At 53.9% G+C, this 26,954-nt stretch carries 19 protein-coding genes and 1 tRNA gene; 11 read left to right on the top strand and 9 right to left on the bottom strand.

Annotated elements, in window-relative coordinates; all coding sequences use genetic code 11:
• Positions 1-313: 313 nt before the first annotated feature.
• Positions 314-1,033, bottom strand: coding sequence for a bifunctional 2-polyprenyl-6-hydroxyphenol methylase/3-demethylubiquinol 3-O-methyltransferase UbiG (gene ubiG, locus AAIE02_RS11220; RefSeq protein WP_166872251.1), 720 nt, complete (start codon positions 1,031-1,033; stop codon positions 314-316).
• 160 nt (positions 1,034-1,193) lie between these two features.
• Here ubiG and gyrA point away from each other — a divergent pair, with 160 nt between their 5' ends.
• A complete protein-coding gene (gene gyrA, locus AAIE02_RS11215) occupies positions 1,194-3,830 on the top strand; it encodes a DNA topoisomerase (ATP-hydrolyzing) subunit A (protein WP_336981683.1) in 2,637 nt (878 codons plus the stop codon).
• 124 nt (positions 3,831-3,954) lie between these two features.
• Positions 3,955-6,810 carry a two-component system sensor histidine kinase RcsC gene (gene rcsC, locus AAIE02_RS11210; RefSeq protein ID WP_008459848.1) on the top strand — a complete coding sequence of 952 codons (2,856 nt, stop codon included), beginning with the start codon at positions 3,955-3,957 and terminating at the stop codon, positions 6,808-6,810.
• A gap of 64 nt (positions 6,811-6,874) precedes the next feature.
• On the opposite strand, the gene rcsB is transcribed toward rcsC, so the two are convergent.
• Both rcsB and rcsD read right to left on the bottom strand, forming a co-directional pair.
• Positions 6,875-7,525: a response regulator transcription factor RcsB gene (gene rcsB, locus AAIE02_RS11205; protein WP_008459849.1), complete on the bottom strand. Its 651-nt coding sequence runs from the start codon at positions 7,523-7,525 to the stop codon at positions 6,875-6,877.
• Positions 7,526-7,541: 16 nt separating this feature from the next.
• On the bottom strand, positions 7,542-10,205 hold the full coding sequence (gene rcsD, locus AAIE02_RS11200) for a phosphotransferase RcsD (protein WP_498532540.1): 2,664 nt from the start codon (positions 10,203-10,205) through the stop codon (positions 7,542-7,544).
• A gap of 837 nt (positions 10,206-11,042) precedes the next feature.
• Here rcsD and AAIE02_RS11195 point away from each other — a divergent pair.
• The 6 genes from AAIE02_RS11195 to mgtE all read left to right on the top strand — a co-directional run bounded on the left by AAIE02_RS11195 (position 11,043) and on the right by mgtE (position 18,369).
• Entirely contained in the window at positions 11,043-12,137 is a 1,095-nt protein-coding gene (locus AAIE02_RS11195; protein WP_213712754.1) for a porin OmpC, read from the top strand.
• 130 nt (positions 12,138-12,267) lie between these two features.
• Complete coding sequence (gene apbE / locus AAIE02_RS11190) at positions 12,268-13,314, top strand: FAD:protein FMN transferase ApbE (protein ID WP_498532539.1); 1,047 nt, start codon at positions 12,268-12,270, stop codon at positions 13,312-13,314.
• A 73-nt stretch (positions 13,315-13,387) separates the two neighbouring features.
• Entirely contained in the window at positions 13,388-14,461 is a 1,074-nt protein-coding gene (gene ada / locus AAIE02_RS11185; protein WP_498532538.1) for a bifunctional DNA-binding transcriptional regulator/O6-methylguanine-DNA methyltransferase Ada, read from the top strand.
• Positions 14,461-15,102 (top strand): DNA oxidative demethylase AlkB, encoded by a 642-nt coding sequence (alkB, locus tag AAIE02_RS11180; RefSeq protein ID WP_498532537.1) that lies wholly within the window; start codon positions 14,461-14,463, stop codon positions 15,100-15,102. Before ada ends, alkB begins: the two co-directional genes overlap by 1 nt.
• Before the next feature lie 83 nt (positions 15,103-15,185).
• Complete coding sequence (locus tag AAIE02_RS11175) at positions 15,186-16,832, top strand: multidrug ABC transporter permease/ATP-binding protein (RefSeq protein ID WP_498532536.1); 1,647 nt, start codon at positions 15,186-15,188, stop codon at positions 16,830-16,832.
• A gap of 109 nt (positions 16,833-16,941) precedes the next feature.
• Positions 16,942-18,369: a magnesium transporter gene (gene mgtE / locus AAIE02_RS11170; RefSeq protein WP_166872271.1), complete on the top strand. Its 1,428-nt coding sequence runs from the start codon at positions 16,942-16,944 to the stop codon at positions 18,367-18,369.
• A 111-nt stretch (positions 18,370-18,480) separates the two neighbouring features.
• Here mgtE and AAIE02_RS11165 read toward each other — a convergent pair.
• From AAIE02_RS11165 to AAIE02_RS11155, 3 genes are all read right to left on the bottom strand, one after another.
• A tRNA-Pro gene (locus tag AAIE02_RS11165) sits at positions 18,481-18,557 on the bottom strand.
• A 76-nt stretch (positions 18,558-18,633) separates the two neighbouring features.
• Positions 18,634-20,397 (bottom strand): LPS biosynthesis-modulating metalloenzyme YejM, encoded by a 1,764-nt coding sequence (gene yejM, locus AAIE02_RS11160; RefSeq protein ID WP_498532535.1) that lies wholly within the window; start codon positions 20,395-20,397, stop codon positions 18,634-18,636.
• 19 nt (positions 20,398-20,416) lie between these two features.
• On the bottom strand, positions 20,417-20,644 hold the full coding sequence (locus AAIE02_RS11155; protein WP_008459871.1) for a YejL family protein: 228 nt from the start codon (positions 20,642-20,644) through the stop codon (positions 20,417-20,419).
• 136 nt (positions 20,645-20,780) lie between these two features.
• Between AAIE02_RS11155 and yejK the strand changes: the two genes are divergently transcribed.
• The gene (yejK, locus tag AAIE02_RS11150) at positions 20,781-21,788 is read left to right on the top strand and encodes a nucleoid-associated protein YejK (protein ID WP_008459874.1); all 1,008 of its coding nucleotides are present in this window, start codon (positions 20,781-20,783) and stop codon (positions 21,786-21,788) included.
• 53 nt (positions 21,789-21,841) lie between these two features.
• Here the strand turns inward: yejK and AAIE02_RS11145 are convergent, their stop codons facing one another.
• The 3 genes from AAIE02_RS11145 to radD form a co-directional block, all read right to left on the bottom strand.
• Entirely contained in the window at positions 21,842-22,297 is a 456-nt protein-coding gene (locus AAIE02_RS11145; RefSeq protein WP_166991005.1) for a DOPA 4,5-dioxygenase family protein, read from the bottom strand.
• A 94-nt stretch (positions 22,298-22,391) separates the two neighbouring features.
• Positions 22,392-22,676 carry a 50S ribosomal protein L25 gene (rplY, locus tag AAIE02_RS11140; protein WP_008459879.1) on the bottom strand — a complete coding sequence of 95 codons (285 nt, stop codon included), beginning with the start codon at positions 22,674-22,676 and terminating at the stop codon, positions 22,392-22,394.
• Between the two features lie 127 nt (positions 22,677-22,803).
• A complete protein-coding gene (gene radD, locus AAIE02_RS11135; protein ID WP_166991009.1) occupies positions 22,804-24,564 on the bottom strand; it encodes a DNA repair helicase RadD in 1,761 nt (586 codons plus the stop codon).
• 198 nt (positions 24,565-24,762) lie between these two features.
• Here radD and rsuA point away from each other — a divergent pair, with 198 nt between their 5' ends.
• Positions 24,763-25,464, top strand: coding sequence for a 16S rRNA pseudouridine(516) synthase RsuA (rsuA, locus tag AAIE02_RS11130; protein ID WP_008459884.1), 702 nt, complete (start codon positions 24,763-24,765; stop codon positions 25,462-25,464).
• Positions 25,465-25,479: 15 nt separating this feature from the next.
• Positions 25,480-26,676: a Bcr/CflA family multidrug efflux MFS transporter gene (locus AAIE02_RS11125; RefSeq protein ID WP_498532534.1), complete on the top strand. Its 1,197-nt coding sequence runs from the start codon at positions 25,480-25,482 to the stop codon at positions 26,674-26,676.
• The last annotated feature ends 278 nt before the right edge of the window (positions 26,677-26,954 follow it).

The following is a 26,954-nucleotide window of genomic DNA, read 5'->3' as shown; positions in this document are numbered from 1 at the left end:
TACACATCCGCCAGCCTGTGACTAACTCTGTGGATAAATACTATATATAGGGGGTGGGTGACAAAATGGTCACTAGATGGTGAGTATTCTAGTAAGGAATCCGTTCAGTACAAGTATTGATTTCGTCAATAAAATGAGGTTCGGCGGAGCGCTTTTTTCGTAAGTCCACGTCACATAAGGCTTGAGGGAATTGTCAATGGGATGCAAAAAAAATGAAAATTTTGATCGGGTGCTGATTTCTTAAACTTCATCGATAATTGCGCAACGGTTCTGGCGCAATTATCGATAATCAATCCTTATACGATATGCCGATTTATGCTTCAGTATGCAGCATATAATTAACATCTACCCCTGGGCCCAGCTTGAATACGTTGGTGATCGGGTTGAAATGTAATCCGGTCATATGGCGCTCGCGCAGCGGGGTTTCATCCACCCAGCGTAAGAGTTCGGCGGGCTTGATAAACTTTTTAACATCGTGCGTGCCTTTCGGCACCATGCGCATCACATACTCAGCGCCGACGACGGCCATCAGCCAGGCTTTGCCGTTGCGGTTAATGGTAGAGAAGAAGACGTGGCCGCCGGGTTTGACTAAACGCGCGCAGGCGTGAACCACCGATTGTGGGTCAGGCACGTGCTCCAGCATTTCCATACAGGTTACGACGTCGTACTGCCCGGCGTGTTTGCTCGCGTGTTCTTCAACCGTCTCCTGGACATAGTCCACCTTAACGCCGCTTTCCAGTGCGTGAAGGCGGGCCACCTGCAGCGGTTCAAACCCCATATCCAGGCCGGTGACGTTGGCACCTTCACGAGCCATGCTTTCCGCCAGAATACCGCCGCCGCAGCCAACGTCGAGCACGGTTTTACCGAACAGCCCACCGGCGCGCTGGTTGATATAGCCTAAACGCAGCGGGTTGATGCGGTGCAGCGGCTTAAATTCACCTTCCAGATCCCACCAGCGGGAAGCGACAGCTTCAAATTTGGCGATTTCCTCGTGGTCGACGTTCTGCGTAACCGGTTGGTTTTCAGCATTCATTACAGCGGTGACTCCTTGCAGATGTTAAGGCTGGCAGTATATCAGGCTAACGGCGTGAATAAAGCGCCGACAATTGCGTTGAGGTTTCCCCACACAGGGCCGGATGTGTTATAATTTGCGACCTTTGAATCCGGGAAAACAGTAGAGGGATAGCGGTTACATGAGCGACCTTGCCAGAGAAATTACGCCGGTCAACATTGAGGAAGAGCTAAAGAGCTCGTATCTGGATTATGCGATGTCGGTTATTGTCGGCCGCGCACTGCCAGATGTCCGCGATGGACTTAAGCCGGTACACCGTCGCGTGCTTTACGCGATGAACGTATTGGGCAATGACTGGAACAAAGCATACAAAAAATCCGCCCGTGTTGTTGGTGACGTTATCGGTAAATATCACCCTCATGGTGATACCGCGGTTTATGACACCATCGTCCGTATGGCACAGCCATTTTCCCTGCGTTACATGCTGGTCGACGGCCAGGGTAACTTCGGTTCCGTAGACGGCGACTCCGCCGCGGCGATGCGTTATACGGAAATCCGTATGTCGAAAATCGCCCACGAGCTGATGGCAGACCTGGAAAAAGAGACGGTTGATTTCGTCGATAACTACGACGGCACCGAAAAAATTCCAGACGTCATGCCAACCAAAATTCCTAACCTGCTGGTAAACGGTTCATCCGGTATCGCAGTCGGGATGGCGACGAACATTCCGCCGCACAACATTACCGAAGTGATCAACGGCTGCCTCGCCTATATTGAAGACGAGAACATCAGCGTTGAAGGGCTGATGGAACACATTCCAGGCCCGGATTTCCCGACTGCCGCTATCATTAACGGCCGCCGCGGTATTGAAGAAGCGTATCGCACCGGCCGCGGTAAAATTTATATTCGCGCCCGTGCTGAAGTAGAAGCGGACGCGAAGACCGGCCGCGAGACCATTATCGTTCACGAAATTCCGTATCAGGTGAACAAAGCTCGCCTGATCGAGAAAATCGCCGAGCTGGTGAAAGACAAACGCGTGGAAGGCATCAGCGCCCTGCGCGATGAGTCTGATAAAGACGGTATGCGTATTGTTATTGAGATTAAACGCGACGCCGTGGGCGAAGTGGTGCTCAATAACCTGTATTCCCAGACTCAGCTGCAGGTTTCCTTCGGTATCAACATGGTGGCATTGCACCATGGTCAGCCGAAGATCATGACCCTGAAAGAGATCCTGTCTGCGTTCGTGCGCCACCGCCGCGAAGTGGTGACCCGTCGTACCATCTTCGAACTGCGCAAAGCCCGCGATCGCGCGCATATCCTTGAAGGGTTGGCTATCGCCCTGGCGAATATCGACCCGATCATTGAACTTATCCGTAACTCGCCAAATGCTGCCGAAGCGAAAGCGGGCCTGGTAGCCCGTTCCTGGGACCTGGGCAACGTTTCTGCAATGCTTGAGCGTGCGGGTGATGATGCCGCACGTCCTGAGTGGCTGGAGCCAGAGTTTGGCATCCGCGACGGTAAATATTTCCTCACCGAGCAGCAGGCTCAGGCGATTCTGGATCTGCGTCTGCAGAAACTGACCGGCCTTGAGCACGAAAAACTGCTCGACGAGTATAAAGAGCTGCTGGAGCAAATCGCTGAATTACTGCACATCCTGGGCAGCGCAGAGCGCCTGATGGAAGTGATTCGCGAAGAGCTGGAAGCGATGCGCGATCAGTTCGGCGACAACCGTCGCACCGAGATCACCGCCAACACCGCAGATATCAACATTGAAGATCTGATCAACCAGGAAGATGTGGTGGTCACCCTGTCTCACCAGGGCTATGTGAAGTATCAGCCGCTGACCGATTATGAAGCGCAGCGCCGCGGTGGCAAAGGCAAGTCGGCCGCCCGTATTAAAGAAGAAGACTTCATTGACCGCCTGCTGGTGGCCAACACCCACGACACGATCCTGCTGTTCTCCAGCCGTGGTCGCCTGTACTGGATGAAGGTTTATCAGCTGCCGGAAGCGAGCCGTGGCGCGCGTGGCCGTCCAATTGTGAACCTGCTGCCGCTTGAGCAGGACGAGCGTATTACCGCGATTCTGCCGGTGCGCGAGTACGCAGAAGGCATCAACGTGTTCATGGCGACCGCAAGCGGTACCGTGAAGAAAACTGCGCTGACCGACTTCAGCCGTCCGCGTTCAGCGGGCATCATCGCCGTTAACCTTAACGAGGGTGACGAGCTGATTGGCGTTGATTTAACTAACGGTAGCGACGAAGCCATGCTGTTCTCGGCGGCAGGTAAAGTGGTGCGCTTCAAAGAAGACGCCGTTCGTACCATGGGCCGTACCGCAACGGGCGTTCGCGGGATCAAGCTTGCCGGTGACGACAAAGTGGTGTCTCTGATCATTCCTCGCGGTGACGGCGCGATTCTGACCGTTACCCAGAATGGTTACGGTAAACGCACCGCGGCGGCCGAGTATCCAACCAAGTCTCGTGCAACGCAGGGCGTTATCTCTATCAAAGTCACCGAACGTAACGGCAGCGTCGTTGGGGCGGTGCAGGTGGAGGATACCGACCAGATCATGATGATCACCGATGCCGGTACGCTGGTGCGTACCCGCGTGTCTGAAGTCAGCGTGGTCGGGCGTAACACCCAGGGCGTTATTCTCATCCGTACTGCGGAAGACGAAAGCGTTGTGGGCCTGCAGCGCGTCGCCGAACCTGTGGATGACGAAGAGCTGGACAGCATCGACGGTAGCGTGGCGGAAGGGGACGATGATATCGCGCCTGAAGCGGATACCGATGATGATGTTGCCGATGAAGCGGACGAATAATCCAGAATAGTCGTAAATAAAGGGTCGCTTTGGCGGCCCTTTTTGTTTGCCGTTGCGGGACAAAGGTTTTGCGGCTACCTTAAGCGCATCTCCGTTCACTCGCTCGCGTACTTTCAGGCCCAATTTGAAATACTTCGTCTCTTTTCGCAGCACCCTTAAAATTTCGCGCTACCTGTTCAGGGCGCTGGCGCTTCTGCTCTGGCTGCTTATCGCGCTGTTTTCCGTGTTTTACATCGTCAACGCGCTGCACGATAAAGAGTCGGAGATTCGCCAGGAGTTTAACATCAGCTTTGACCAGGCCCAGCGCTACATCCAGCGCACTTCGGACGTGGTGAAAGAGCTGAAGTACATTGCTGAAAACCGTCTCACGGCGCCCAATGGCGTGCTTCCTCCGCTCGATCAAAGCGCGGATAAAACCGAGGCGCCAACGTTTATGCCGCTTTTCCCGGACTCTGACTGTTCGGCAGTGAGCGTGACCTGGCGAAGCTCGCTGCAGTCTCTCTCCTGGTTCCTGCGCTACTGGCGCGATAACTTCTCCGCGGCGTACGACCTCAACCGGGTGTTCCTGATTGGCGGCGATAATCTCTGCATGGCAGATTTTGGGCTGCGTGATATGCCGCTGGAACGGGAAAACGCGCTGAAAACGCTGCATGAACGCATCATGAAGTATCGTACCGCGCCGCAGGATGAACGGGCGAACAGCATTTACTGGATTGGGCAGGGGCCGCGCCCCGGCATTGGCTATTTCTACACGCTGACGCCGGTCTATCTGGCGAACCGCCTCCAGGCGCTGCTGGGGATTGAGCAAACGGTGCGTATGGAGAATTTCCTGACGCCGGGCACGCTGCCTATTGGCGTCACTATCCTGGATGAAAACGGGCACCCGCTGATATCGCTGACCGGCCCGGAATCGCGCATTGAACCGGAAAGTCGCTGGATTCAGGATCGCTCCTGGTTCGGCTATACCTCTGGCTTTAAGGCGCTGGTACTAAAGAAAAACCTGCCGCCGTCCTCGCTGAGCGTGATTTACTCTGTGCCTGTCGATTTGGTGCTGGAAAGCATCAGAATGCTTATCCTCAATGCGGTTTTACTCAACGTCCTGGTAGGCATTGTGCTGTTTACCCTGGCGCGAATGTATGAGCGCCGGATATTTATTCCGGCCGAGAGCGATGCCCAGCGGCTGGAGGAGCACGAGCAGTTCAACCGGAAGATCGTCGCGTCTGCACCCGTGGGTATCTGTATTTTGCGCACCCAGGACGGCACTAATATTCTGAGTAACGAACTGGCGCACAATTACCTCAATATGCTGACGCACGAGGACAGGCAGCGGCTGACGCAGATTATTTGTGGCCAGCAGGTCAACTTTGTCGATGTCATGACCAGCAACCACACCAATCTGCAGATCAGCTTTGTGCATTCGCGCTACCGCAATGAGAACGTGGCAATTTGCGTGTTGGTTGACGTCAGTGCCCGCGTGAAGATGGAGGAGTCCCTGCAGGAAATGGCTCAGGCCTCGGAGCAGGCGAGCCAGTCTAAATCTATGTTCCTCGCCACTGTCAGCCATGAACTGCGTACGCCGCTGTACGGCATCATAGGTAACCTGGATCTCCTGCAGACCAAAGAGCTGCCGAAGGGCGTGGACAGGCTGGTCACGGCGATGAACAACTCATCCAGCCTGCTGCTGAAAATCATCAGCGACATTCTCGACTTCTCGAAAATCGAGTCAGAGCAGTTGAAAATTGAGCCGCGTGAGTTTTCTCCGCGCGAGGTGATGAGCCACATTACCGCCAACTATCTGCCGCTGGTGGTTCGCAAGCAGCTGGGGCTGTACTGCTTTATCGACGATGATGTACCGCTCACGCTGCAGGGTGACCCTATGCGCTTGCAGCAGGTTATCTCCAACTTACTGAGTAATGCGATTAAGTTCACCGATATTGGCTGTATTATCCTGCATGTTTCTATCAACGGCGATTACCTGAGCTTCCGGGTGCGCGACACCGGGGTAGGGATCCCGACCAAAGAAGTGACCCGGCTTTTTGACCCGTTCTTCCAGGTGGGGACCGGCGTGCAGCGTAATTTCCAGGGAACCGGGCTGGGGCTGGCGATTTGCGAAAAGCTAATCAGCATGATGGATGGCGATATTTCGGTGGATACCGAGTCGGGAATGGGCAGCCAGTTTACGGTGCGTATCCCGCTGTATAAAGCGCAGTTTGCGCCGAAGAATAATGTTGAAGGGCTGGCGGACAAGCGCTGCTGGCTGGCTATTCGCAATGATTATCTCAGTAGCTACCTGGAATCTTTGCTGATCAAAAACGGGCTACAGGCGCAGTCCTGGTCGGGTGAAACGCCGGGCAGCGACGATATTCTGATTACCGATGATAATCTGGTGGCGCCGTGGGGCGGCCGGGCGGCAATTGTCTTCTGCCGCCGCCATATCGGTATTCCCGTTGAATTTGAACCTGGCCGTTGGGTGCACAGCGTCGCAGCACCGCACGAGTTGCTGCCGCTGCTGGGGAGGATTTACAGCATTACTGTGGATGTGCCTGGCAGTTCTCCGGCGCTGACGGCGGCCAGTGAGATAAGCGAGCGAAACGATGACATGATGATCCTGGTGGTGGATGACCATCCGATCAACCGTCGCTTGCTGGCCGATCAGCTCGGATCGCTCGGCTATCAGTGCAAAACGGCGAATGACGGGATTGATGCGCTGAACGTGCTCAGCAAAAATCATATCGATATCGTACTCAGTGACGTCAACATGCCGAACATGGACGGCTATCGCCTGACGCAACGCATTCGCCAACTGGGGCTGACGCTGCCGGTCATCGGCGTGACGGCAAACGCGCTGGCGGAAGAGAAGCAGCGCTGTCTGGAATCCGGTATGGACAGCTGCTTGTCTAAACCGGTCACGCTGGATGTGATTAAACAGACGCTGGCGGTTTATGCTGCCCGAGTGCGAAGTACACGCGATGCCTCGTAAACTAAGCTCATAAAAAAGCCCCGCATTTTCATGCGGGGCTTTTTCTTGGTGGCCGTGGCGGAGATTACTCTTTGTCCGCCGGCGTCAGGCTCACTGAGGAAAGGTAATTCAGCAGGGCAATGTCGTTCTCGACGCCCAGCTTCATCATCGCTGATTTCTTTTGGCTACTGATAGTTTTGATGCTGCGGTTCAGCTTACGGGCTATCTCGGTCACCAGGAAACCTTCGGCGAACAGGCGCAGAACTTCGCTTTCTTTCGGCGACAGGCGCTTATCGCCGTAGCCACCTGCGCTGATTTTTTCCAGCAGGCGGGAAACGCTCTCAGGGGTGAATTTCTTGCCTTTCTGCAACGCGGCGAGCGCTTTTGGCAGATCGGTTGGCGCACCCTGTTTCAGCACAATCCCCTCAATGTCGAGATCCAACACCGCGCTGAGGATTGCCGGGTTGTTGTTCATGGTTAGCACGATGATCGACAGGTTAGGGAAGTGGCGCTTGATGTATTTGATCAGTGTGATGCCATCGCCGTATTTATCGCCTGGCATGGACAGATCGGTTATCAGTACGTTGGCTTCAAGCTTTGGTAAATTATTGATCAGTGCCGTGGAGTCTTCGAATTCACCGACAACATTCACCCATTCGATCTGCTCAAGAGATTTGCGAATGCCGAACAGAACAATCGGATGGTCGTCAGCAATAATTACGTTCATGTTGTTCATGTAATAGGCTACCTTGCTACAGCAGACTTTTGACGTAAGCATCAATGTCGCTGATATATTTTTGTATGTTTGAAGCATCACTTTCACGAATGTGGTGCTCCAACGTTTCACATAACTGTTTGCCGGGCACCAGATTCAGCATCGCAAACACGCCCTTCAGGCGGTGCGCAGTCTGCGCCAGAGCGGCAAAGTCGCCCGCTGCAGATTCAGTATACAGTCTGGTGACATCTTCCGGTACCGTGTCGACAAACAGCGCGTAATAACCGCTGGCGTGCAGCTGAGCGTTTTCGTCGCCGCCCAGAGGCGAATCGGGTGTGTCTTCCTCCGCCAGTTGGTTTTCAATCAGCTGCAGAACGGCGTCCTGCATCGCATTGCTGATATTAAAGTTTACCCGGAACTGGCCAGGTGCAATCTTCCGCATCCCGTTTTCATCATCGCTTAAAAGCAAGCCCGAAGCAGTAAGATTAGACGGATTATCAGTGAGGAAGATATCAAAGTCTTGACTCGCGAGTCTTTCGTCCGGGGAAATGCAGTTCGCGCCCCAGTTTTCCAGCATGCGGGTCACAATCGTTCGGACCTCGTTGGAGGTGATATCCAGCATCGCCACAACGTCATCCAGCAGTCTCTCATCCCGCGAATCTGCCTGTGATTCTGCGGCCATCCTGATATGTAAATTATAGCGTGTGCCGATGTCCGGGCGCGTTTTGATGTTCAGATGCCCGCCGAGCTTACGAGCAAGGCGATCGCAAAGGTAGAAAGCCAGCCCGTTGGCCTGCCCATAGCGGTCTTCGCTGGTTTCGTTGAGGAACGGGAAGTGCAGGTTATCAATTTCACCGCCGCCGATACCGTTACCGGTATCCAGGACGCGGAACAAGAGGCGATCTGGCCCGACTTCTTCCTCGCTAATATCAAGCGTGATCTTGCCAATCTGCGTAGTGGTCACGGAATAGTGCAGCAGCAGCTCAAGGATTTTGCGCAGCACGTCTTTGTCGCCGTGGCGTTTTTCATCGGCCGGCAGGTTATTGTTGATGAGCAGCTGCAGCCCTTTACGCTTGATAATCGGCAGCATCGACAGGGCAACTTCATCAATCAGGCACTGAATAGAAAACTCGCTGACGCTGGTTTTCCAGCTGTCGGCTTCCAGCATGTTGAGGAGCTGGATCTCGTCGACCAGACGGACAATGACCTGGGCATCATTTGCCAGCTGCAGATGTTTGCTGTCGTTAATTTCTGCAGCATGTTCCGCCAGTTGCTTAACCGGAAGCTGCAGGGCTTCGCCGATATGCTGCATGAAGGCGGCCCGGCCCTGCTGGTTTTTCTCATACAGACGCTGGGCCTGTTTGAGTTTTTTGTTCACCAGAATTTCGCGATCCTGATCGCGGATCACAAAAATCTGCGTGCGCGGGGCTATCTGGCTACGGAACTGACGAATCTCATACAGCTCGTTGTTGACCGTGGCCTGAATGACCCCCTGATGCTGGTCCGCCATCGAAATAATATTTTGCAAATTCAGGTGGGGGAGCAGGTGATCGGCAATTTTATTGCTGATCACGGTACGGTTCGCGTCGAGGTCGTGAACCAGCAGGCCAAGGGGCAGGATCGCGACGATCTCTTCATTTAGCGCACGCAGTATTTGCAGCTCGCCATTCCCCGAATTGCTTTCCGCCTGCCGCTGAGGCTGCTGGCGGAAGGTTGCAAAGCCAAAAACGGCCAGACCGAGCAGCGCGATGTTCAGCAACAGCGGCAGAAGAATATTTTGCAGCGTGTCCATCATCAGCGTCCCAAACGGAACTTGCCACACCAGCTGGAGCTGCGTCGTCGCTACCGGAGCCGTAATTTCAATTCGTGCACTATTAAAGTTAATGCTGACGCTGTCCGGATCGTCTTTATCCGTTGAAGTTGTCGCGGCTGTCCGCTGGCGTTCGTCAGGATCCAACTGGAAGCTGTCCAGGGACATAGTGGGCGGGATAAGATCGTTAATCGGCAGATCGAATGCGACCACGGTTGCCAGATGCCCAGGCTGGTTAAAGGTGGTTCTCAGCGTGAAATAATGGCCGTTTTGCCAGTTAAGTTTGCGCAGAGGCGAGAAGCTTTCCCGCTCATCGAGGGCATTAGCCTGCTGCAGCATCTCCGCGCGGCGTGAATCCACGATGGTGCCGACGCCGGAGTCTTTAAAACCAGATGACAGGTCCTTGAGCGGCAGCGTTGAGACCAGAATCATGCTGTTGTCCTGGCCATTAAGGTAGTACATCGACCAGGGGCTGCTTTCCGCTCCCCACAGCGTGTCCAGGTAGCCGGATATCCGCTGCGTCATTTCCAGCGTGGAGCTGTCATGGGAGCCAAAAATCAGCGCCTCGGTTTTGCTTCGCGGTTTATCGAGGTAATAGACGTCCTGACGCAGCCGGGTTTCCTGGAGATTTTCGCCAGAGGCTGTCGGGGCTGTCGCGATGTTGTCGTAGATTTGCCATGTGGCGTAGCGGTAGGTTTCTACACGCTTATGCAGAGCATGGGTGATATCGACAATCTGGTAGCTTTTGTCCTTTAGCCAGGCATTAACGGCGCTTTGCACCAGGACGCCCATCGAGACGAGCAGAACGACGATCAGCAGCAAAAAGAAGCGGGTAATGTTGCCGGGGAACAGTGAAAACTTATTTAGCGGCGTATTTTCAGACTGGCTCATTGTATGTATGCAACCCGGCGAAGCCTCGCCAATCCTGGATGATAGGTAGCCCAACTGCTTGAGTGAGCCGTTTCGCCTTAGCGGTTTAGCGCTTGCAGATGCTAAGAATACCTTTATATGGCGGTGTCGTCAGCAATCTGACGCAGTATAAGGTGTTCTCTGTTTTTTTTCAGGTGACTGATTATTAGGAAAAATCCTTAAATAATAATTTACCTTAAGTCTTGTTGGTAATTTGTACAGCTGGGCGAGATTTGTACAAATATTTTCTGAGGGTATGTTGGGCGTGGGAAATAGAATTGTTTAAGAAAAATCCGCATTCTGTATGAAATATGGAGAAAAAAAGCAGGCTGATTAATTAACAGACGTTATAAATTGCATAGCTAGCACACAGATATTAAATTTGTGTAAAGATGAGTAAAAAAAAACCGGATGCAAGCATCCGGTACTAATAGGGGTAAACGGACATTCAGATTCGAATGACGGTAATAAATAAAGTTAATGATGATAGCGATAATGATTCTATCGCCTAAGTTAATAAAAAAATTATCATTGAGTGCTACTTTTTTATTTTAGATGTAACATATTGATTTAATTGTGCTGTTATTATTTTTTGATTATTAATGCTTATATTTTTAGCTATTCGTGCTAAAAAAAGTTCCCTCTAATTTACATTTTGATACATCTATATTGATAAATGAAACATCTATATAGTTTTCGTATCATATTCTCGTTGGATTATTCAGTATTTGTTTTGGACAATGAATTTGCCGACTGATTAGAGGGTTAATCAGTAAGCAGTGGTAAATAAAATAAGGCATATAACAGAGGGTTAATAAGATGAAAGTTAAAGCACTGTCCCTTCTGGTACCGGCTCTGCTGGTAGCAGGCGCTGCAAATGCAGCCGAAATTTACAACAAAGACGGCAATAAATTAGACCTGTACGGTAAAGTTGATGGTCTGCACTATTTCTCCAACGATAAAGGTAATGACGGCGACAAAACCTACGTTCGTTTTGGCTTCAAGGGCGAAACTCAGATCAACGACCAGCTGACCGGTTACGGCCAGTGGGAATACAACGTTCAGGCGAACAACACTGAAAACTCCAGCAACCAATCCTGGACTCGTCTGGGCTTTGCTGGTCTGAAGTTCGGTGATGCGGGTTCTTTCGACTACGGTCGTAACTACGGCGTTGTTTACGATGTCACTTCCTGGACTGACGTTCTGCCAGAATTTGGTGGCGATACTTACGGTGCAGATAACTTCCTGCAGTCTCGTGCTAACGGCGTGGCAACCTACCGTAACACTGACTTCTTCGGTCTGGTTGATGGCCTGAACTTTGCTCTGCAGTACCAGGGTAAAAACGGTAGCCAGTCTGGCGAAGCTAAATCCGAAGGCGGTCGTGGTATTGTAAACCAAAACGGTGACGGCTTCGGCGGCTCCCTGACCTATGCACTGGGCGAAGGCTTCAGCGTTGGTTCTGCAATTTCCAGCTCTAAACGTACCGCAGATCAGAACGCTGCCGGCGTGCTGGGTCACGGTGATGATGCAACCACCTACACCGGTGGTCTGAAATACGACGCGAACAACATCTATCTGGCAACACAGTACACTCAGAGCTATAACGCTACTGCTATCAACAAATCTGGCTTTGCAAACAAAGCACAGAACTTTGAAGTGGTTGCTCAGTACCAGTTCGATTTCGGCCTGCGTCCATCCATCGCTTACCTGCAGTCTAAAGGTAAAAACATCGAAGGTTACGGCAGCCAGGATATCCTGAAATACGTTGATGTGGGCGCGACTTACTACTTCAACAAAAACATGTCTACCTACGTTGACTACAAAATCAATCTGCTGGACAAAAATGCCTTCACTCAGGCAACCGGCATCGGTACCGATGACGTTGTGGGTGTAGGCCTGGTTTACCAGTTCTAATTTAGCTCAAGCTAACAAAGGCGCCGCAAGGCGCCTTTTTTATGTCTCAAACCTCAATGGCTCGCCGCTTGCTCCCTCTCCCGGCCGCTTTTGCTGTACCCTTACGCTCCCGAAACTGGAGACTGACACCATGGATTTACGCATTATTCGTTACGGCTGGCTTGCCGTCGCTCTTTTCGCTCTCTCAGGCTGCGATAACGCTCAGCCTGACGCCACAAAGGCCATGGTGCTTGAGGGGAAAACCATGGGAACTTACTGGCGCGTGAGCCTGGCGGACGTTGATGATGCACAGAAAGCCTCACTGCAGAAAAAAATTCAGGATCAGCTGGATGCCGACGATCGGCTGATGTCGACCTGGAAAAAAGACTCGGCGCTTTCCCTTTTTAACCAGTCCGCCAGCACTGAACCGTATCCGGTGAGTGAGGCGATGAGTGATATTGTCACGATGTCGCTGCGCATCGGTGCGAAAACCGATGGGGCGATGGACATTACAGTCGGGCCTTTGGTCAATCTGTGGGGCTTCGGGCCCGATAAACAGCCGCTGCACACGCCGAATCAGGCACAAATCGATGCCGCCAAAGCCTTAACCGGTTTGCAGCATCTGAAGGTGGTGAATGCTGCCGGTAAGCAATGGCTGCAAAAAGATCTTCCCGGCCTGTATGTCGATCTGTCGACCATCGGGGAGGGTTACGCCGCCGACCATCTGGCCCGCCTGATGGAGCAAAATGGCATTAGCCGCTATCTTGTTTCTGTCGGAGGCGCGGTCACCACCCGCGGCACTAATCCGGCGGGAAAAGCCTGGCGGGTGGCTATTCAGAAACCGACCGATCGGGAGAATGCCGTGCAGGCAATGGTGGATATCAACGGCCACGGGATCAGTACCTCAGGCAGTTACCGCAACTATTACGAGCTGGACGGTAAGCGTATTTCCCACATCATTAACCCACAGACCGGGCGGCCTATTGAACATAAATTAGTTTCCGCTACCGTCATTGCACCAACGGCGATGGAAGCAGATGGCTGGGACACGGGGTTGATGGTCTTAGGGGAAGAAAAAGCCAAACAGGTTGCGGAGAAAGAAGGCCTGGCCGTTTACCTTATCAGCAAAGAAGGGGACGGATTCCGGAGCTGGATGTCGCCTCAGTTCAAAACCTTCTTGCTTGACGAAAAAAATTAAAAAGCAAGAACCCGAGTTTTTCATCCGGCCTGTGCTGCCATGATGGTATCGTTAAATTAAGCATGAGGTCGCGATGATGAAGCAGACAAACGGGTATATTACAGAGCAGCAGCGCTGGCAGGCGGTGGAACAGCGCGACACGCAGGCCGACGGGCAATTCGTTTTTGCCGTCAAAACCACCGGTATTTTCTGCCGGCCTTCCTGCAGCGCTCGCCGTCCGCTACGTGAAAATACCGCTTTCTACGCCACACCCGAAGCGGCGCTAGAAGCCGGGTTTCGCGCCTGCAAGCGCTGTCAGCCGGATAAGCTTGCCCCTGAGCGCCAGCGAGTGGCGCGCATTGAAGAAGCTTGCCGGATTATTGAATCCAGCGAAGTGCCGCTGACCCTGGATGAGCTAGCCGGGCGGGTCGCCATGAGCAGCTTTCATTTCCACCGCCTCTTTAAAAGCGTCACGGGCCTGACGCCAAACGCATGGCAAAAAGCGCATCGCGCTCGTCGTTTACGTGCTGGCCTGGCACAAGGGAAAGGGGTGACAAACGCCATTTTTGATGCGGGTTTTCAGTCAGGGAGCGCGTATTACCATCAGGCGGATGCTGCGTTGGGCATGACGGCAAGCCAGTATCGTAAAGGTGGTGCCCGTGCTCATGTCCAATTTGTAGTTGGCACCTGCCAACTGGGGGAATTCCTGGTGGCGGAAAGCGAGCGCGGTATTTGTGCAATCCTGTTGGGTGAGAACGCCGAAACGCTTATCGGTGAGCTGGAAACTGAATTTCCTTCGTCACAACTTACTCCGGGCGATGAGGCATTCGCTTCACGCGTGGCACAGGTCATTGGTTTTATCGAATCGCCTACGGCTGAGTTTTCGCTGCCGCTGGACATTCGCGGGACGGCATTTCAGCAACAGGTATGGCAGGCGTTACGATCCGTTCCGCCAGGATCTACCGTTAGCTATAGCGAACTGGCGGAACGTATCGGTAAACCTGCTGCCGTACGGGCGGTGGCCGGAGCCTGCGCGGCTAATACGCTTGCAGTCGCCATTCCCTGCCACAGGGTGATCCGCAGCGACGGTGGTTTGTCCGGCTATCGCTGGGGCGTGGAGCGCAAGCGTCAGCTGCTGGAAAACGAAACGAGAAGGCAGAAAGAATAATGCTGGATTTGTTTGCTGATGAATCTCCGTGGGAAGAGCCGCTTGCCGAGGGTGCGACAATTCTGCGGCGCTTTGCCCGGGAAGAGGCCGCCGCGCTGCTGGCCGGTGTTGGGCAGGTTTCTCAGCAGGCGCCTTTCCGCCATATGGTGACGCCTGGCGGCTACACCATGTCGGTGGCTATGACCAACTGCGGCGCATTAGGCTGGAGCACCAATCAGAATGGTTACCTCTATTCGCCACAGGATCCGCTGACCGGGCAGGGCTGGCCATTGATTCCGGAAGTATTTCTGTCCATTTGCCACCGAGCCTCGCTCGCGGCGGGTTATCTGGATTTTGAACCCGATGCCTGCCTGATCAACCGCTATGCCGCAGGCACCAAACTCTCTCTTCATCAGGATAAAGACGAGCCTAATTTGCGCCAGCCCATTGTTTCGGTTTCGCTTGGCTTGCCTGCCATATTTCAGTTTGGTGGCCTGCAGCGCGGAGACCCTTTGCAACGTATCATGCTGGAGCATGGTGACGTTGTGGTATGGGGGGGCGCATCAAGGCTTTTTTATCACGGTATTCTGCCGCTCAAACCCGGTTTTCATCCTCTCACCGACCAATTCCGCTACAACCTGACCTTTCGTCGTGCTTCGTAAGGCGAATAAAAATAAGAATTATTCTTGATGTGGGCGGCGAGCCGTTTAAACTGCTCGCTGTTTTATTTTGCCGGTAGGGAATTATGGAGCTACTTCGTGTGGTTTATCGCCAGTATCGCTGGCCTTTTGTAATGGTCATGGCGTTAAGCCTGGCCAGTGCGGCGCTAGGCATTGGCCTGATTGCGTTCATTAACCAGCGTCTGATTGAGACACCCGATCTTACCTTCGCGGTTCTGCCAGAGTTCATGGGATTACTCTTGTTGCTGATGGCCGTGACGCTGGGTTCGCAGCTGGCGTTAACCACCCTTGGACACCATTTTGTTTTTCGTCTGCGTAGCGAGTTTATCAAGCGCCTGATGGACACCGACGTAGAGCGCGTCGAGCAGTTGGGCAGTGCTGCGCTGTTGGCGGGGCTAACCAGCGACGTGCGCAACATTACGATTGCCTTTGTTCGCCTGCCGGAACTGGTACAAGGCATTATTCTGGCTATCGGTTCCGCCGCTTACCTTGCCTGGCTGTCACCTAAAATGCTGGGCGTGACCACCGTATGGCTGGTTATCACCATTGTGGGCGGTTATCTGCTGGTGGCGCGGGTATACAAACACATGGCCCAGCTTCGTGAAATTGAAGACCAGCTTTATCACGATTATCAAACCGTTATCGAAGGGCGTAAGGAACTGGCCCTGAACCGCGAACGTGCGGCGCGGATGTACGAAGACACCTACACGCCTCACGCTGCCGATTATCGAAACAATATTATCCGCGCAGATACCTACCACCTTAGCGCCGTGAACTGGTCCAACATTATGATGCTGGGTGCGATTGGGCTGGTGTTTTATATGGCTAATAGCCTGGGCTGGTCCGACACCAACGTAGCGGCAACCTTTTCTTTAACGTTGCTATTTTTGCGTACGCCACTCCTTTCCGCCGTCGGGGCGTTACCGACGCTGCTGAGCGCCCAGGTTGCCTTCAATAAGCTGAATAAGTTCCAGCTCGCCCCGTACGATGCTGCGTTCCCCCGTTCGAAGGCCGCCGGGAACTGGCAGCAGATTGAAATGCGCGATGTGGTGTTTCAATACGGGGATAATAGCTTTAGCGTTGGCCCGCTGAACCTCACTATCAAGCGCGGGGAACTGCTGTTTCTGATTGGCGGTAACGGCAGCGGAAAATCGACCCTGGCGATGTTGCTGACAGGACTTTATCAGCCGGTCAGCGGGGCGATTTATCTTGATGGCCAGCGCGTTGAGGCCCGGACGCAGGATGACTACCGTCGGCTATTCTCAGCGGTATTCACCGACGTTTGGCTGTTTGACCGCCTTCTGGGGGCACAGGGTAAACCGGCTAATTCTGAGCTGGTAAACAGCTGGCTCGAGCGGCTGAAAATGAGCAGTAAGCTAGAGCTGGACAACGGCACCATTCTCAACCTCAAGCTTTCGAAAGGGCAGCGCAAGCGCGTGGCGCTGCTGCTGGCGATAGCGGAAGAGCGAGATATCATCCTGCTTGACGAATGGGCCGCAGACCAGGATCCTCATTTCCGGCGTGAATTCTACCAGGTATTGCTGCCGTTAATGCAGCAAATGGGGAAAACGGTCTTTGCCATCAGCCATGACGATCACTACTTTATTCACGCTGACCGGCTTCTGGAAATGCGCCAGGGCCAACTCAGCGAGCTGACCGGCGACGAGCGGGCACAAGCTTCACGCGATGCCGTGGCAAGAACGGGTCATTGAGTCAGCGCCACCTAAACAAAGTAAAAAAACCAGCCAATTAAGGCTGGTTTTTTGTTTTCTTCGTCCCGTCAGGCTATAAACTAACTCGTCGTTTCCAGGGAATTATTTTATGACCGCCATTCAGAAGTACAGCACCAAAGAGCGTGACCAGGACAGGGCACGTATTCTGCAAATTCTGTTGACCAACAAAGCCGTCGCCAGCGGTATTCTGGCCAAAGAACCTTTCGCTGAAACACAGAGCGCCGAGCAGGATATCGCCGAGATAGTGACGCTGGTTGGGCGATTGCCCGCGCCGGATCTCGCCGATGTCCTGGAAGCCTTGCCAACGGAAGAGCGCTTAGCGCTATGGAGCCTCGTCACCGAAGACCGACGCGGTAGCGTGCTGGTTGAGGCTTCAGAGACGGTCTGGGATGACCTGATTGAAGATATGAGCGATAAAGCGCTGCTTAATGCGCTGCGCCCGCTGGATATCGACGATCAGATCTATCTGGCGCAGTACCTTCCTCGCGATCTGGTCGGGCGTTTGCTGGCCACGCTGCCGCAGAATGAGCGCACGCAAGTTCGCCAGATCCTGCATTATGACAAGCACAGCGTTGGCGCAATCATGGATTTTGAAGTGATCACCGTGCGCCCAGATGTCACGCTTGCCGTTGTGCAGCGCTACCTTCGTATTCGCGGCAAAGTACCGCAGAACACCGACAAACTGTTTGTCACCAGCCGGGACAAAACGCTGTTGGGTGAGCTGGACCTCACCGCGATTCTACTGCATTCGCCGCAAACGCCGGTGCTGAAGGTGATGGACGACAACCCCACCTGCTTCGCGCCGGAAGATCATGACGAGCAGGCCGCGCGTACCTTTGAACGCGATGACTTGATCAGCGCCGCAGTGGTTGACAGTACCGGCAAGCTGATGGGGCGCTTAACGGTGGATGAGATTGTTGACGTGGTGTACGAGGAAACCGACAACGACCTGCGCCGCATGGGCGGCCTGAGCACCGAAGAGGATGTCTTTGCACCCGTCAGCAAAGCCGTGCGCACCCGCTGGGCCTGGCTTGCCATTAACCTTTGTACGGCGTTTGTGGCCTCACGCGTGATTGGATTATTTGAACATACCATTTCGCAACTAGTGGCTCTGGCATCGCTGATGCCGATCGTGGCGGGCATCGGTGGTAACACAGGTAACCAGACGATCACCATGATTGTACGTGCGCTGGCGTTGCAGCATATTCAGGCCGGAAACATCTCCTTCCTGATGCTGCGTGAGCTGGGCGTCGCGTTAATCAACGGGCTAGTGTGGGGTGGCGTGATGGGGGGCATTACCTGGCTGTTGTACAACGACGCGGCAATGGGCGGCGTGATGACGCTGGCGATGATCCTGAATCTTCTGGTTGCGGCGTTGATGGGCGTCGTGATTCCAATGACGATGACCAAACTGGGCAAAGATCCTGCCGTCGGCTCAAGCGTGATGATCACCGCCATTACCGATACCGGCGGATTCTTTATCTTCCTGGGGCTGGCTACGCTGTTCCTGTTGTAAGTGTAAAACACCGCACAAAGCCGCCAGTTCAGGCGGCTTTTCTTTTGGCTGTTCAGGCAAAATCCAGGCACAAAAAAACCAGCCATAAGAGGCTGGTTTTCAATGTTTATTTGGTCGGCACGAGAGGATTTGAACCTCCGACCCCCGACACCCCATGACGGTGCGCTACCAGGCTGCGCTACGTGCCGACGCAGAAGAATCATAGTACATTTTTCCGCGTTGATTGCAAGGGAATACGCAGCTAACTGTCTTATAAATAAACAATTAGTTGGCGATGAAGCGCTTCTCGTCAGTCAGCACCTGCAGCAGCAAATCAAGCTGCGGCTTGGTTTCATTGATCCGTTTACCCTGCAGATCGTACATCCGATAGTTGCCGTTGTTATTCAGCACCAGCGTCATCTCGGGCGTTGTCACGGCCAGGGTTTGATTGTCGGCACCAATCACCCAATTGTTACGGCGCGTCGCGGCAAATAAATCCTCCCCCTGAGAGTACTCATTGGCTGCCGTTTTAACGTGCAGCAGACGCTGCATCAGGGTGGTCATCACGTCCTGATGATCGGTGAGTTTGGTGATGGTCTGCGCAGGTGTGCCCGGCCAGTGAATCACCAGCGGCACTTGAATCCGCGCACGTGACCAGGCGAAAGAGTCACGCTGGTCGCCGAGCGGAATCCCGTGGCCTGCGGTAATGATAACCACCGTGTTTTGCAGCTTGCCTGCCGCTTCCAGCGCATCCAGTACGCGTTTAATTTGCTCATCAACATTACCGGCTGCGCGGGAATAGCGCTGCTCAAAGCCCTGTTGATTTTCGTTATCGTCGATGCTGGTGCCGTTAAAGGCGACCCAGGAGAACCAGCGATTGTCCTCGGAAGCATACTGGTTAAGCCAACTGATCCACTGTGTTGCCGTCTGGCCGTCGGTCTGGTTTTTGGCCGGGCGCAACGAGAAATCAGACAGCAGGGCCTGGCGGTACATCGCCGAGTTAAAGCCGTCGGATGCAAACAGGCCAAGCTGGTAGCCCTGCTGATTTAAACCCGTAATCAGTGCGGCAGGGGTGCGGTTTGACAGCACACCGTCCATATAAGCCGGGGAGATACCGTAGAACAGGCCGAACATGCCGCTATCGGTGTTATTCCCGGAACTCATGTGCTGAGTAAAGCGGATATTATCGTGGGCAAATGCCTTCAACGCTGGCATATCTTTGCTCATGCTTGCGGCATTCAGCCCGTCAACGGTAATCAGCAGCACATTGTTACCAAGACCCATATCGCGAAATTGCAGATTACTCAGCGGATACTGGACCGACAGCGCTGCCGGGCTACCTTGCTCCACCAGCCTGCGCTGGTATTCCTTGGCATCCAGCAGACCGTGTTTTTCAAGAAAACGACGGGCGGTCATTGGGTATGAGAGCGGCAGATTAGCCCGCTGCATGGTAATCGGGCGATAGAAGTTAGCATCCGCCCAGATGTACATCAGGTGGCTACTAAAGAAAGAAATAAAGAACAGAATCACTAAAGGACGCGCGTATTGCCGACGACGCCCGAGGCTGCGCAGTTTTTGCCAGCTCCATGTCGCAAACAGCATCTCAATAAGCAAAATCACCGGCACGCTGATAAACATCAGCTGCCAGTCACGGGCCATCTCCCCCTGGTCAGGGTTAATCACCAGTTCCCAGACGGTGGGATTCAGGTGGAGGTGGAAACGCGTGAAAACTTCGCTGTCTATCAGCAGTAACGTCATGCCCGCCGTGGCCAGGGCCGCGCTAATAAAGCGCAGCAGGCGCTGCGACATGACGATAAACGTCAGCGGAAAGATAAGCAGTAAATAGGCGGCAAACACCAAAAAACTGAAGTGCCCAACAACGCTCACGTACGAATAAATTCGCCCCGTCAGCGTCGTTGGCCAGTCGGCGATAAACAGATAGCGGCTACCCAGCAGCATGGCCAGCAGGATATTAAACAGGGCGAACCAGTGCCCCCAACTGACCATTTGGGAAACTTTTTCGCGGTAGCGCTGACGGTTAGTCACCATAACTTGTTACGATAGTTCCTTAGTGGGCTTTATCTTCGCTCACCGAAGCTTGAAGCGCCTCAGCAAAGGAGCGAGCCAAAGGACGACGCTGAGCGGACGCCACGTCGGTGTTTATCAGATTGGTGACCATATTTCCCAATACCATCAGGGAAAGATCGGTAGGCGCGTGGTGTTTTTCCAGCACGGCTGCCAGTTCGGTCAGCATCGCTTCAACTTGTTCGTCACTGTAGCGGGATGTTTGTGGCATAAATTAAAAATCATTCGTATTCGGGAAAGGGCATTATCTTACCGTAGCAGGGACGATTTTTCCGCTTTTTTATCACGACTTGCGTCCCGGGAGCGGCAGTGGTTGAATACCGCCCGGTCTTAAAGGAGAGTTTAACATGAGTCTGGATATCAACCAGATTGCCCTGCATCAATTGATTAAGCGCGATGAGCAGACGCTGGACGTCGTGCTGCGCGACTCGCTGCTGGCAACTGACGGTGCCGTCGAAGAGATGATGGCGGAACTGCATCGCGTATATAGCGCTAAAAATAAAGCTTACGGCCTGTTCAGCGAAGAGAGCGAACTGGCCGAAGCGCTGCGCCTGCAGCGAAATGGCGATGAGGATTTTCTTGCCTTTACCCGTGCGGCGACCGGTCGTCTTCGCGATGAGCTGGCAAAATACCCGTTTGCCGACGGCGGTATCGTGCTGTTCTGCCATTATCGATATTTGGCGGTCGAATATCTGCTGGTGGCGGTGTTGAACAATCTGAGCAGCATGCGCGTTAACGAAGAGCTGGATATCAGCGCGACTCACTATCTCGATATCAACCATGCGGATATCGTGGCGCGTATTGATTTGACCGAGTGGGAAACCAACCCGGAATCTACCCGCTACCTGACCTTCCTGAAGGGCAGAGTGGGGCGCAAAGTGGCCGATTTCTTTATGGATTTCCTGGGCGCCAGCGAAGGGTTGAACGCCAAAGCGCAGAACAAAGGTCTGCTGCAGGCGCTGGACGACTTCACGAACGAAGCTCAACTGGACAAAAACGAACGCCAGGCCGCGCGCCAGCAGGTTTACGCTTACTGCAACGAACAGCTTCAGGCGGGGGAAGAGATTGAACTTTCTTCGCTGGCGGATGAGCTGCCGTGGGCGGTTGACGACAAAAACTTCCAGCAGTTCACCGCCGAAAAAGGCTATGAGCTGGAAGAGAGCTTCCCGGCGGATCGCGGCACGCTGCGGCAGCTGACCAAATACGCTGGCAGCGGCGGCGGGCTGACGATTAACTTCGATGCCATGCTGCTGGGGGAGCGTATTTTCTGGGATCCGGCAACCGACACCCTAACTATTAAGGGGACGCCGCCGAATCTGCGCGATCAGCTTCAACGCCGTTCCTCTGGTAAATAACCTGCCAACACGGCCCGCCTGTTTTTAGCCGGGCCGTATCATCCTGCTGATGCTTAAGGCGACACCGTCGGGGCAGTATTCGGGATGTAGTCTGGCTCCGGTCCTTCGTTTTCAGGCAGTTGCTGCAAATGGCGGATCTCCAGCTTTTGCCCCATCCAGACGGCGTGATCGGTATGATCGGCCCTGGGTTGCCCGGTGTTGGGATGCAGCAGTACGGTTAACCCGCAGCGGTTCAGCATCAACCACGGCGCAAATCGAGCAAACGCCTCCGGCATAAAAGCAACCTGATACATTGGCAGCGCATGAGGGCCAACGGGCACATCGTGCCAGCGCCCCAGCAGGACTGAAAAACGCAGCGCAATCTCTGCCCGAATCCGTTCCGCAATCAGCCTTTGTTCAGGCGTCTCGAAATAGATATGGGCGTGGTAGCTTTGTATCGTCCTGATAGCCTGGATATCCTTCTCTACGGCGGGTACCCGCGATGCACCCGCAGGGATTTTTTCAACCATGGAATTTGTCTCTTTTGGCCAGGCGTGGCGTCGGAAATGCTTATATAACAAAAAACCCCGCCGAAGCGGGGTTTTTTTCGAACTTAACTCGCGATTAAGCGCGAACGAAGTCGATGTGAGTCAGTTTTGGCTTGAACGGGTGACGCTGCACAGCCTGAACTTTCACTTTTACTTCTTTACCGTCGATAGACAGGGTCAGAACTTCTTCGTAGAAACCAGGTTTAGCCTGCTGGTTCATTACGGCGTCGTGATCCAGTTCGATGGATACAGGAGCTTCCGCGCCACCGTAAACGATAGCTGGGAATTTGTTTGCTGCACGCAGGCGGCGGCTCGCACCCTTGCCATGCTCTTTACGTTCTACTGCATTGATAGTAAACATTGACTGTTTCTCTTTAAATAAGCCTGCTACAGGCGACCCAGCAGCAGGTAAAGTTTTCTGCTTTGCGGATGCAAAAGCGGGCGGCATTATAGCCGTATCCGGCTCTGCCGGCAATGAAAAGTACCCGTTAGCCGCGTAATTCGTTGGCCCGGCGGAAGCGCCCCTGGTAGTCAAAAACCTTTTCACGGACGTTCCAGAACTGGCCATTTTTACGGGCTACCACAAAATCTGGATGGCGTAGCAGCGGCTGCTGAGCCACAACATCCGCTACGGTGATCCAGCGTAACGGCACGCCGGGCGCGCGCGAGTGCGGGCGGATAAACAACTGTTCGAACGCCATGCGCTGGGCCGGCGTCTGGAGACGGAAGCGCTCGCTGACGTCTGCGCCATCTTCGTCGTAATAGGTGATTTTAAGCCAATCGCCTTTAGCGTCTCCGCCGGACTGAAGCGTCATGCCGCTGCAGCGCAGCACCAGGGCATCTTTCAGCTTCAGCGCCGCTTTAAGCATATCGTCCGGGTCGACCAGGACGTGGTCACACTGATGGCAGCGGCGGGCGGCGATATCGTTTTCAGCATTGCAGTTTGGGCAGTTTTTGAAGCGGAAGCGGTAATCGCACTGCTCGCGCAGGCCGTCATCGTCTTCAAACCAGCCCTGACAGCGGCGGCCAAAGTGTTCAATCACCTTGCCATCAGCGGTGGTTTTTCCCCAGAAGGTATTGGCAAACCCGCAGGCAGGGCAAAAAACCTGCACCGGCACGTTGTCGCTCCTCCCTTTGGCGTGGCCCACTTCGGGCGTGAATAAATCGTGTGGGTTTCCGGCATAGTCGAGAATCAAACAGTCTTTTTTCCCCGGAGAGAGACGCAGGCCGCGACCAACAATTTGTTGGTAAAGGCTCACGGACTCGGTAGGGCGCAGAATGGCTATCAGATCCACGTGCGGCGCGTCAAAGCCGGTGGTCAGTACCGCCACGTTCACCAAAAAGCGGAACTGCTGATTTTTAAAAGCGTCGATGAGCGTGTCGCGGGCAGGTCCTGGCGTGTCGGCTGTGATCAGGGCTGCATCGCTTGCGGGCAGCAGGGCGGTTATCTCTTTCGCGTGCTCTACCGTGGCAGCAAAGATCATCACGCCGCGTCGGTCTGCGGCAAATTCAACGATCTGGCTAATGATATGCGGCGTGATGCGTTTTTGTTGTTTCAGCTCGCGGTTCAGATCCGCTTCGCTGAACAGCCCGTTGGACTGCGCCTGCAGACGGCTAAAATCGTACTGCACCACCGGCATATCCAGCCGTTCCGGCGGCGTCAGGTAACCATGCTTAATCATATAGCGCAGCGGGAGCTCGTAAATGCAGTCGCGAAACAGCGCCTTTTCATCGCCGCGAACCATGCCGTGGTAATGAAACTGATAAATCCAGCCTTTGCCGAGGCGGAAGGGCGTGGCGGTCAGCCCCAATAGCCGCAGCCGGGGATTGTTGCCGCGCAGATGCGCCAGAATTTGCTGATACTGGCTTTCGTCACTGTCGCCGATGCGGTGGCACTCATCGACAATCAGCAGGGAAAACTCACCGTGGAAATGCTCGAGGTTGCGGGCCACGGACTGAACGCTGCCGAACACGACTTTGCCCTGGCTTTCCTTGCGCTGCAGGCCAGCGGCGAAAATATCTGCCTCCAGCCCGAGAGAGACATACTTCGCATGGTTTTGCGCCACAAGCTCTTTCACATGAGCCAGCACCAGCACGCGCCCGCGCGCCACTTTTGCAAGCTCCGCAATCACCAGGCTTTTGCCCGCACCGGTGGGCAACACGATGACGGCAGGTTCAGGATGCTTGCGGAAGTAGCTGAGGGTGGCATCCACCGCTTCTTGCTGGTAAGGACGAAGAGTAAAAGACATGGCCGGGCGGTTTTTCAACCTTGTTATCAAATGACTGCAACGATTATGCCATAAAGCACCGTTTTACCTTGAGAGAGTTTTTGATGTCGCTATACTGGCAAACTAATTATCAGGCAAACCAATTTCCACCTGAATGTGGGCTCCAGCCCCTGCCGCACGCTCACTTGTCGGCACCTTCATGAAACAGGCAATACACTAATGCGACTCGACAAATTTATCTCTCAGCAGCTCGGCATCAGCCGTGCTATTTCTGGCCGTGAAATCCGTGCTAACCGCGTCACCATTGACGGTGAAGTTGTGCGCGACGCCTCTTTTAAACTGCTGCCGGAACATCAGGTCGCGTTTGACGGTAATTCACTGACCCAGCAGCACGGCCCGCGCTACTTCATGCTGAACAAGCCGCAGGGGTACGTCTGTTCTACCGACGATCCCGATCACCCAACGGTGCTTTACTTCCTCGACGAGCCGGTGGCGCACAAGTTACATGCTGCAGGTCGTCTGGATATTGACACCACCGGCCTGGTACTGATGACGGACGACGGCCAGTGGTCACACCGCATTACCTCTCCACGCCATCACTGCGAGAAAACCTATCTGGTGACGCTGGAATCACCGGTTGAAGAAGGCACGGCGGAACACTTCGCCAAAGGCGTTCAACTGCATAATGAGAAAGACCTCACCAAACCTGCCGTGCTGGAAGTGATCACGCCGACGGAAGTGCGTCTGACCATCAGCGAAGGCCGTTACCATCAGGTAAAACGCATGTTTGCCGCCGTGGGCAATCATGTGGTTGGCCTGCACCGTGAGCGGATTGGCGGCATCGCCCTGGATGCTGAACTGGCGCCGGGGGAGTACCGCCCGTTAACCGAACAGGAAATTGCCAGCGTCGGCATGCCCTAATCACCGGAGTCACTTTTGAGCCGTAAACAGAACTCTTCTGTCGGTATTATCGTAATCCTTGGCCTGCTGGCGATGCTGATGCCGCTGTCCATTGATATGTATTTACCGGCGCTGCCGATGATAGCCCAGGGCTTTAATGTCCCGGCGGGCAGCGCACAAATGACCCTCAGTACCTATATTTTGGGTTTTGCCATCGGGCAGATCTTCTACGGGCCGATGGCCGATAGCCTTGGGCGCAAGCCGGTGGTGCTGGGCGGCACGCTGGTGTTCGCGCTGGCGGCAATTGCTTGTGCGCTTTCACAGACTATCGATCAACTAATTTGGATGCGTTTTCTGCACGGCCTAGCGGCCGCGGCGGCGAGCGTGGTGATCAACGCCCTGATGCGCGATATCTATCCGAAGGAAGAGTTCTCCCGGATGATGTCCTTCGTGATGTTGATTACCACCATTGCGCCGCTGGTAGCGCCAATGATCGGGGGCGCAGTGCTGGTGTGGTATAGCTGGCACACGATCTTCTGGATTCTGGCCGCCGCCGCGCTGCTTGCATCGGCGATGATTTTCTTCTTTATTCACGAAACGCTCGCCCCAGAAATGCGGCAGAAGTTTAATCTGCGCACCACGGCGGGCAATTTTGCCACGCTTTTCCGCCATAAGCGGGTGCTGAGCTATATGCTGGCCAGCGGCTTCAGCTTTGCCGGGATGTTCTCGTTCCTCAGCGCCGGGCCGTTCGTCTACATCGAATTAAACCATGTATCACCGCAGCACTTTGGCTACTACTTTGCGCTGAACGTTGTGTTTCTGTTCTTCATGACCATGATCAACAGCCGCTTTGTGCGTCGGGTTGGGGCGATCAACATGTTCCGTACCGGGCTATGCATTCAGTTTGCCATGGCGGTATGGCTGGTGGTCAGTAGCCAGCTGAGTTTTGGCTTCTGGGCGATGGTGCTTGGCGTGGCGGTGTTTATCAGCTGCGTGTCGCTGGTGTCATCCAATGCGATGGCGGTCATTCTGGATGAATTCCCGCATATGGCCGGCACGGCGTCTTCGCTGGCCGGAACATTCCGCTTTGGCATTGGCGCGTTAACCGGGGCGCTGCTCTCGGTGGCCACCTTTAACACCGCGTGGCCGATGATCTGGTCCATCGCTATTTGTGCGACGGCCTCCGTGCTGTTCTACTTCTACGCCAGCAAAGCCCGCCACTCGAAAGCCTGAAAACTGCGGGCGTTTCAGTTCAGAAACGCCCGTACTCTTCCCGAAAATTCCCGTATAATCTCTGTTGATATAGGATATATGTTTCGCATATGTAAAAGGCTCAACTGTAAAAAGTCACAACTTTGTAGTTAAAAAGGTTGAGTTAGATCTCAGAAAGCGATACATATAGCGCCGAAACGCGTGCCATAGCACAAAAATAAAGCGTTAGTTTTGAAATCTCTACATGAGATGTGAGCCGTTTTAATGCTCGTTTAAACGCAATTTATCAACATTGTGTT

Source organism: Cedecea sp. Ae19-4, from assembly GCF_059801165.1.
This window is presented reverse-complemented; position numbering and strand designations above follow the sequence as displayed.

What these genes read in the sequence shown, in the direction of transcription:
- AAIE02_RS11175 (WP_498532536.1), top strand. Translation starts at nt 15,186, where the DNA reads ATGGAGCTACTTCGTGTGGTTTATCGCCAGTATCGCTGGCCTTTTGTA.
- rcsB (WP_008459849.1), bottom strand. Translation starts at nt 7,525, where the DNA reads ATGAACAACATGAACGTAATTATTGCTGACGACCATCCGATTGTTCTG.
- mgtE (WP_166872271.1), top strand. Translation starts at nt 16,942, where the DNA reads ATGACCGCCATTCAGAAGTACAGCACCAAAGAGCGTGACCAGGACAGG.
- gyrA (WP_336981683.1), top strand. Translation starts at nt 1,194, where the DNA reads ATGAGCGACCTTGCCAGAGAAATTACGCCGGTCAACATTGAGGAAGAG.
- radD (WP_166991009.1), bottom strand. Translation starts at nt 24,564, where the DNA reads ATGTCTTTTACTCTTCGTCCTTACCAGCAAGAAGCGGTGGATGCCACC.
- apbE (WP_498532539.1), top strand. Translation starts at nt 12,268, where the DNA reads ATGGATTTACGCATTATTCGTTACGGCTGGCTTGCCGTCGCTCTTTTC.
- ubiG (WP_166872251.1), bottom strand. Translation starts at nt 1,033, where the DNA reads ATGAATGCTGAAAACCAACCGGTTACGCAGAACGTCGACCACGAGGAA.
- AAIE02_RS11155 (WP_008459871.1), bottom strand. Translation starts at nt 20,644, where the DNA reads ATGCCACAAACATCCCGCTACAGTGACGAACAAGTTGAAGCGATGCTG.
- rcsD (WP_498532540.1), bottom strand. Translation starts at nt 10,205, where the DNA reads ATGAGCCAGTCTGAAAATACGCCGCTAAATAAGTTTTCACTGTTCCCC.
- yejK (WP_008459874.1), top strand. Translation starts at nt 20,781, where the DNA reads ATGAGTCTGGATATCAACCAGATTGCCCTGCATCAATTGATTAAGCGC.
- rplY (WP_008459879.1), bottom strand. Translation starts at nt 22,676, where the DNA reads ATGTTTACTATCAATGCAGTAGAACGTAAAGAGCATGGCAAGGGTGCG.
- alkB (WP_498532537.1), top strand. Translation starts at nt 14,461, where the DNA reads ATGCTGGATTTGTTTGCTGATGAATCTCCGTGGGAAGAGCCGCTTGCC.
- rsuA (WP_008459884.1), top strand. Translation starts at nt 24,763, where the DNA reads ATGCGACTCGACAAATTTATCTCTCAGCAGCTCGGCATCAGCCGTGCT.
- AAIE02_RS11145 (WP_166991005.1), bottom strand. Translation starts at nt 22,297, where the DNA reads ATGGTTGAAAAAATCCCTGCGGGTGCATCGCGGGTACCCGCCGTAGAG.
- AAIE02_RS11195 (WP_213712754.1), top strand. Translation starts at nt 11,043, where the DNA reads ATGAAAGTTAAAGCACTGTCCCTTCTGGTACCGGCTCTGCTGGTAGCA.
- yejM (WP_498532535.1), bottom strand. Translation starts at nt 20,397, where the DNA reads ATGGTGACTAACCGTCAGCGCTACCGCGAAAAAGTTTCCCAAATGGTC.
- ada (WP_498532538.1), top strand. Translation starts at nt 13,388, where the DNA reads ATGATGAAGCAGACAAACGGGTATATTACAGAGCAGCAGCGCTGGCAG.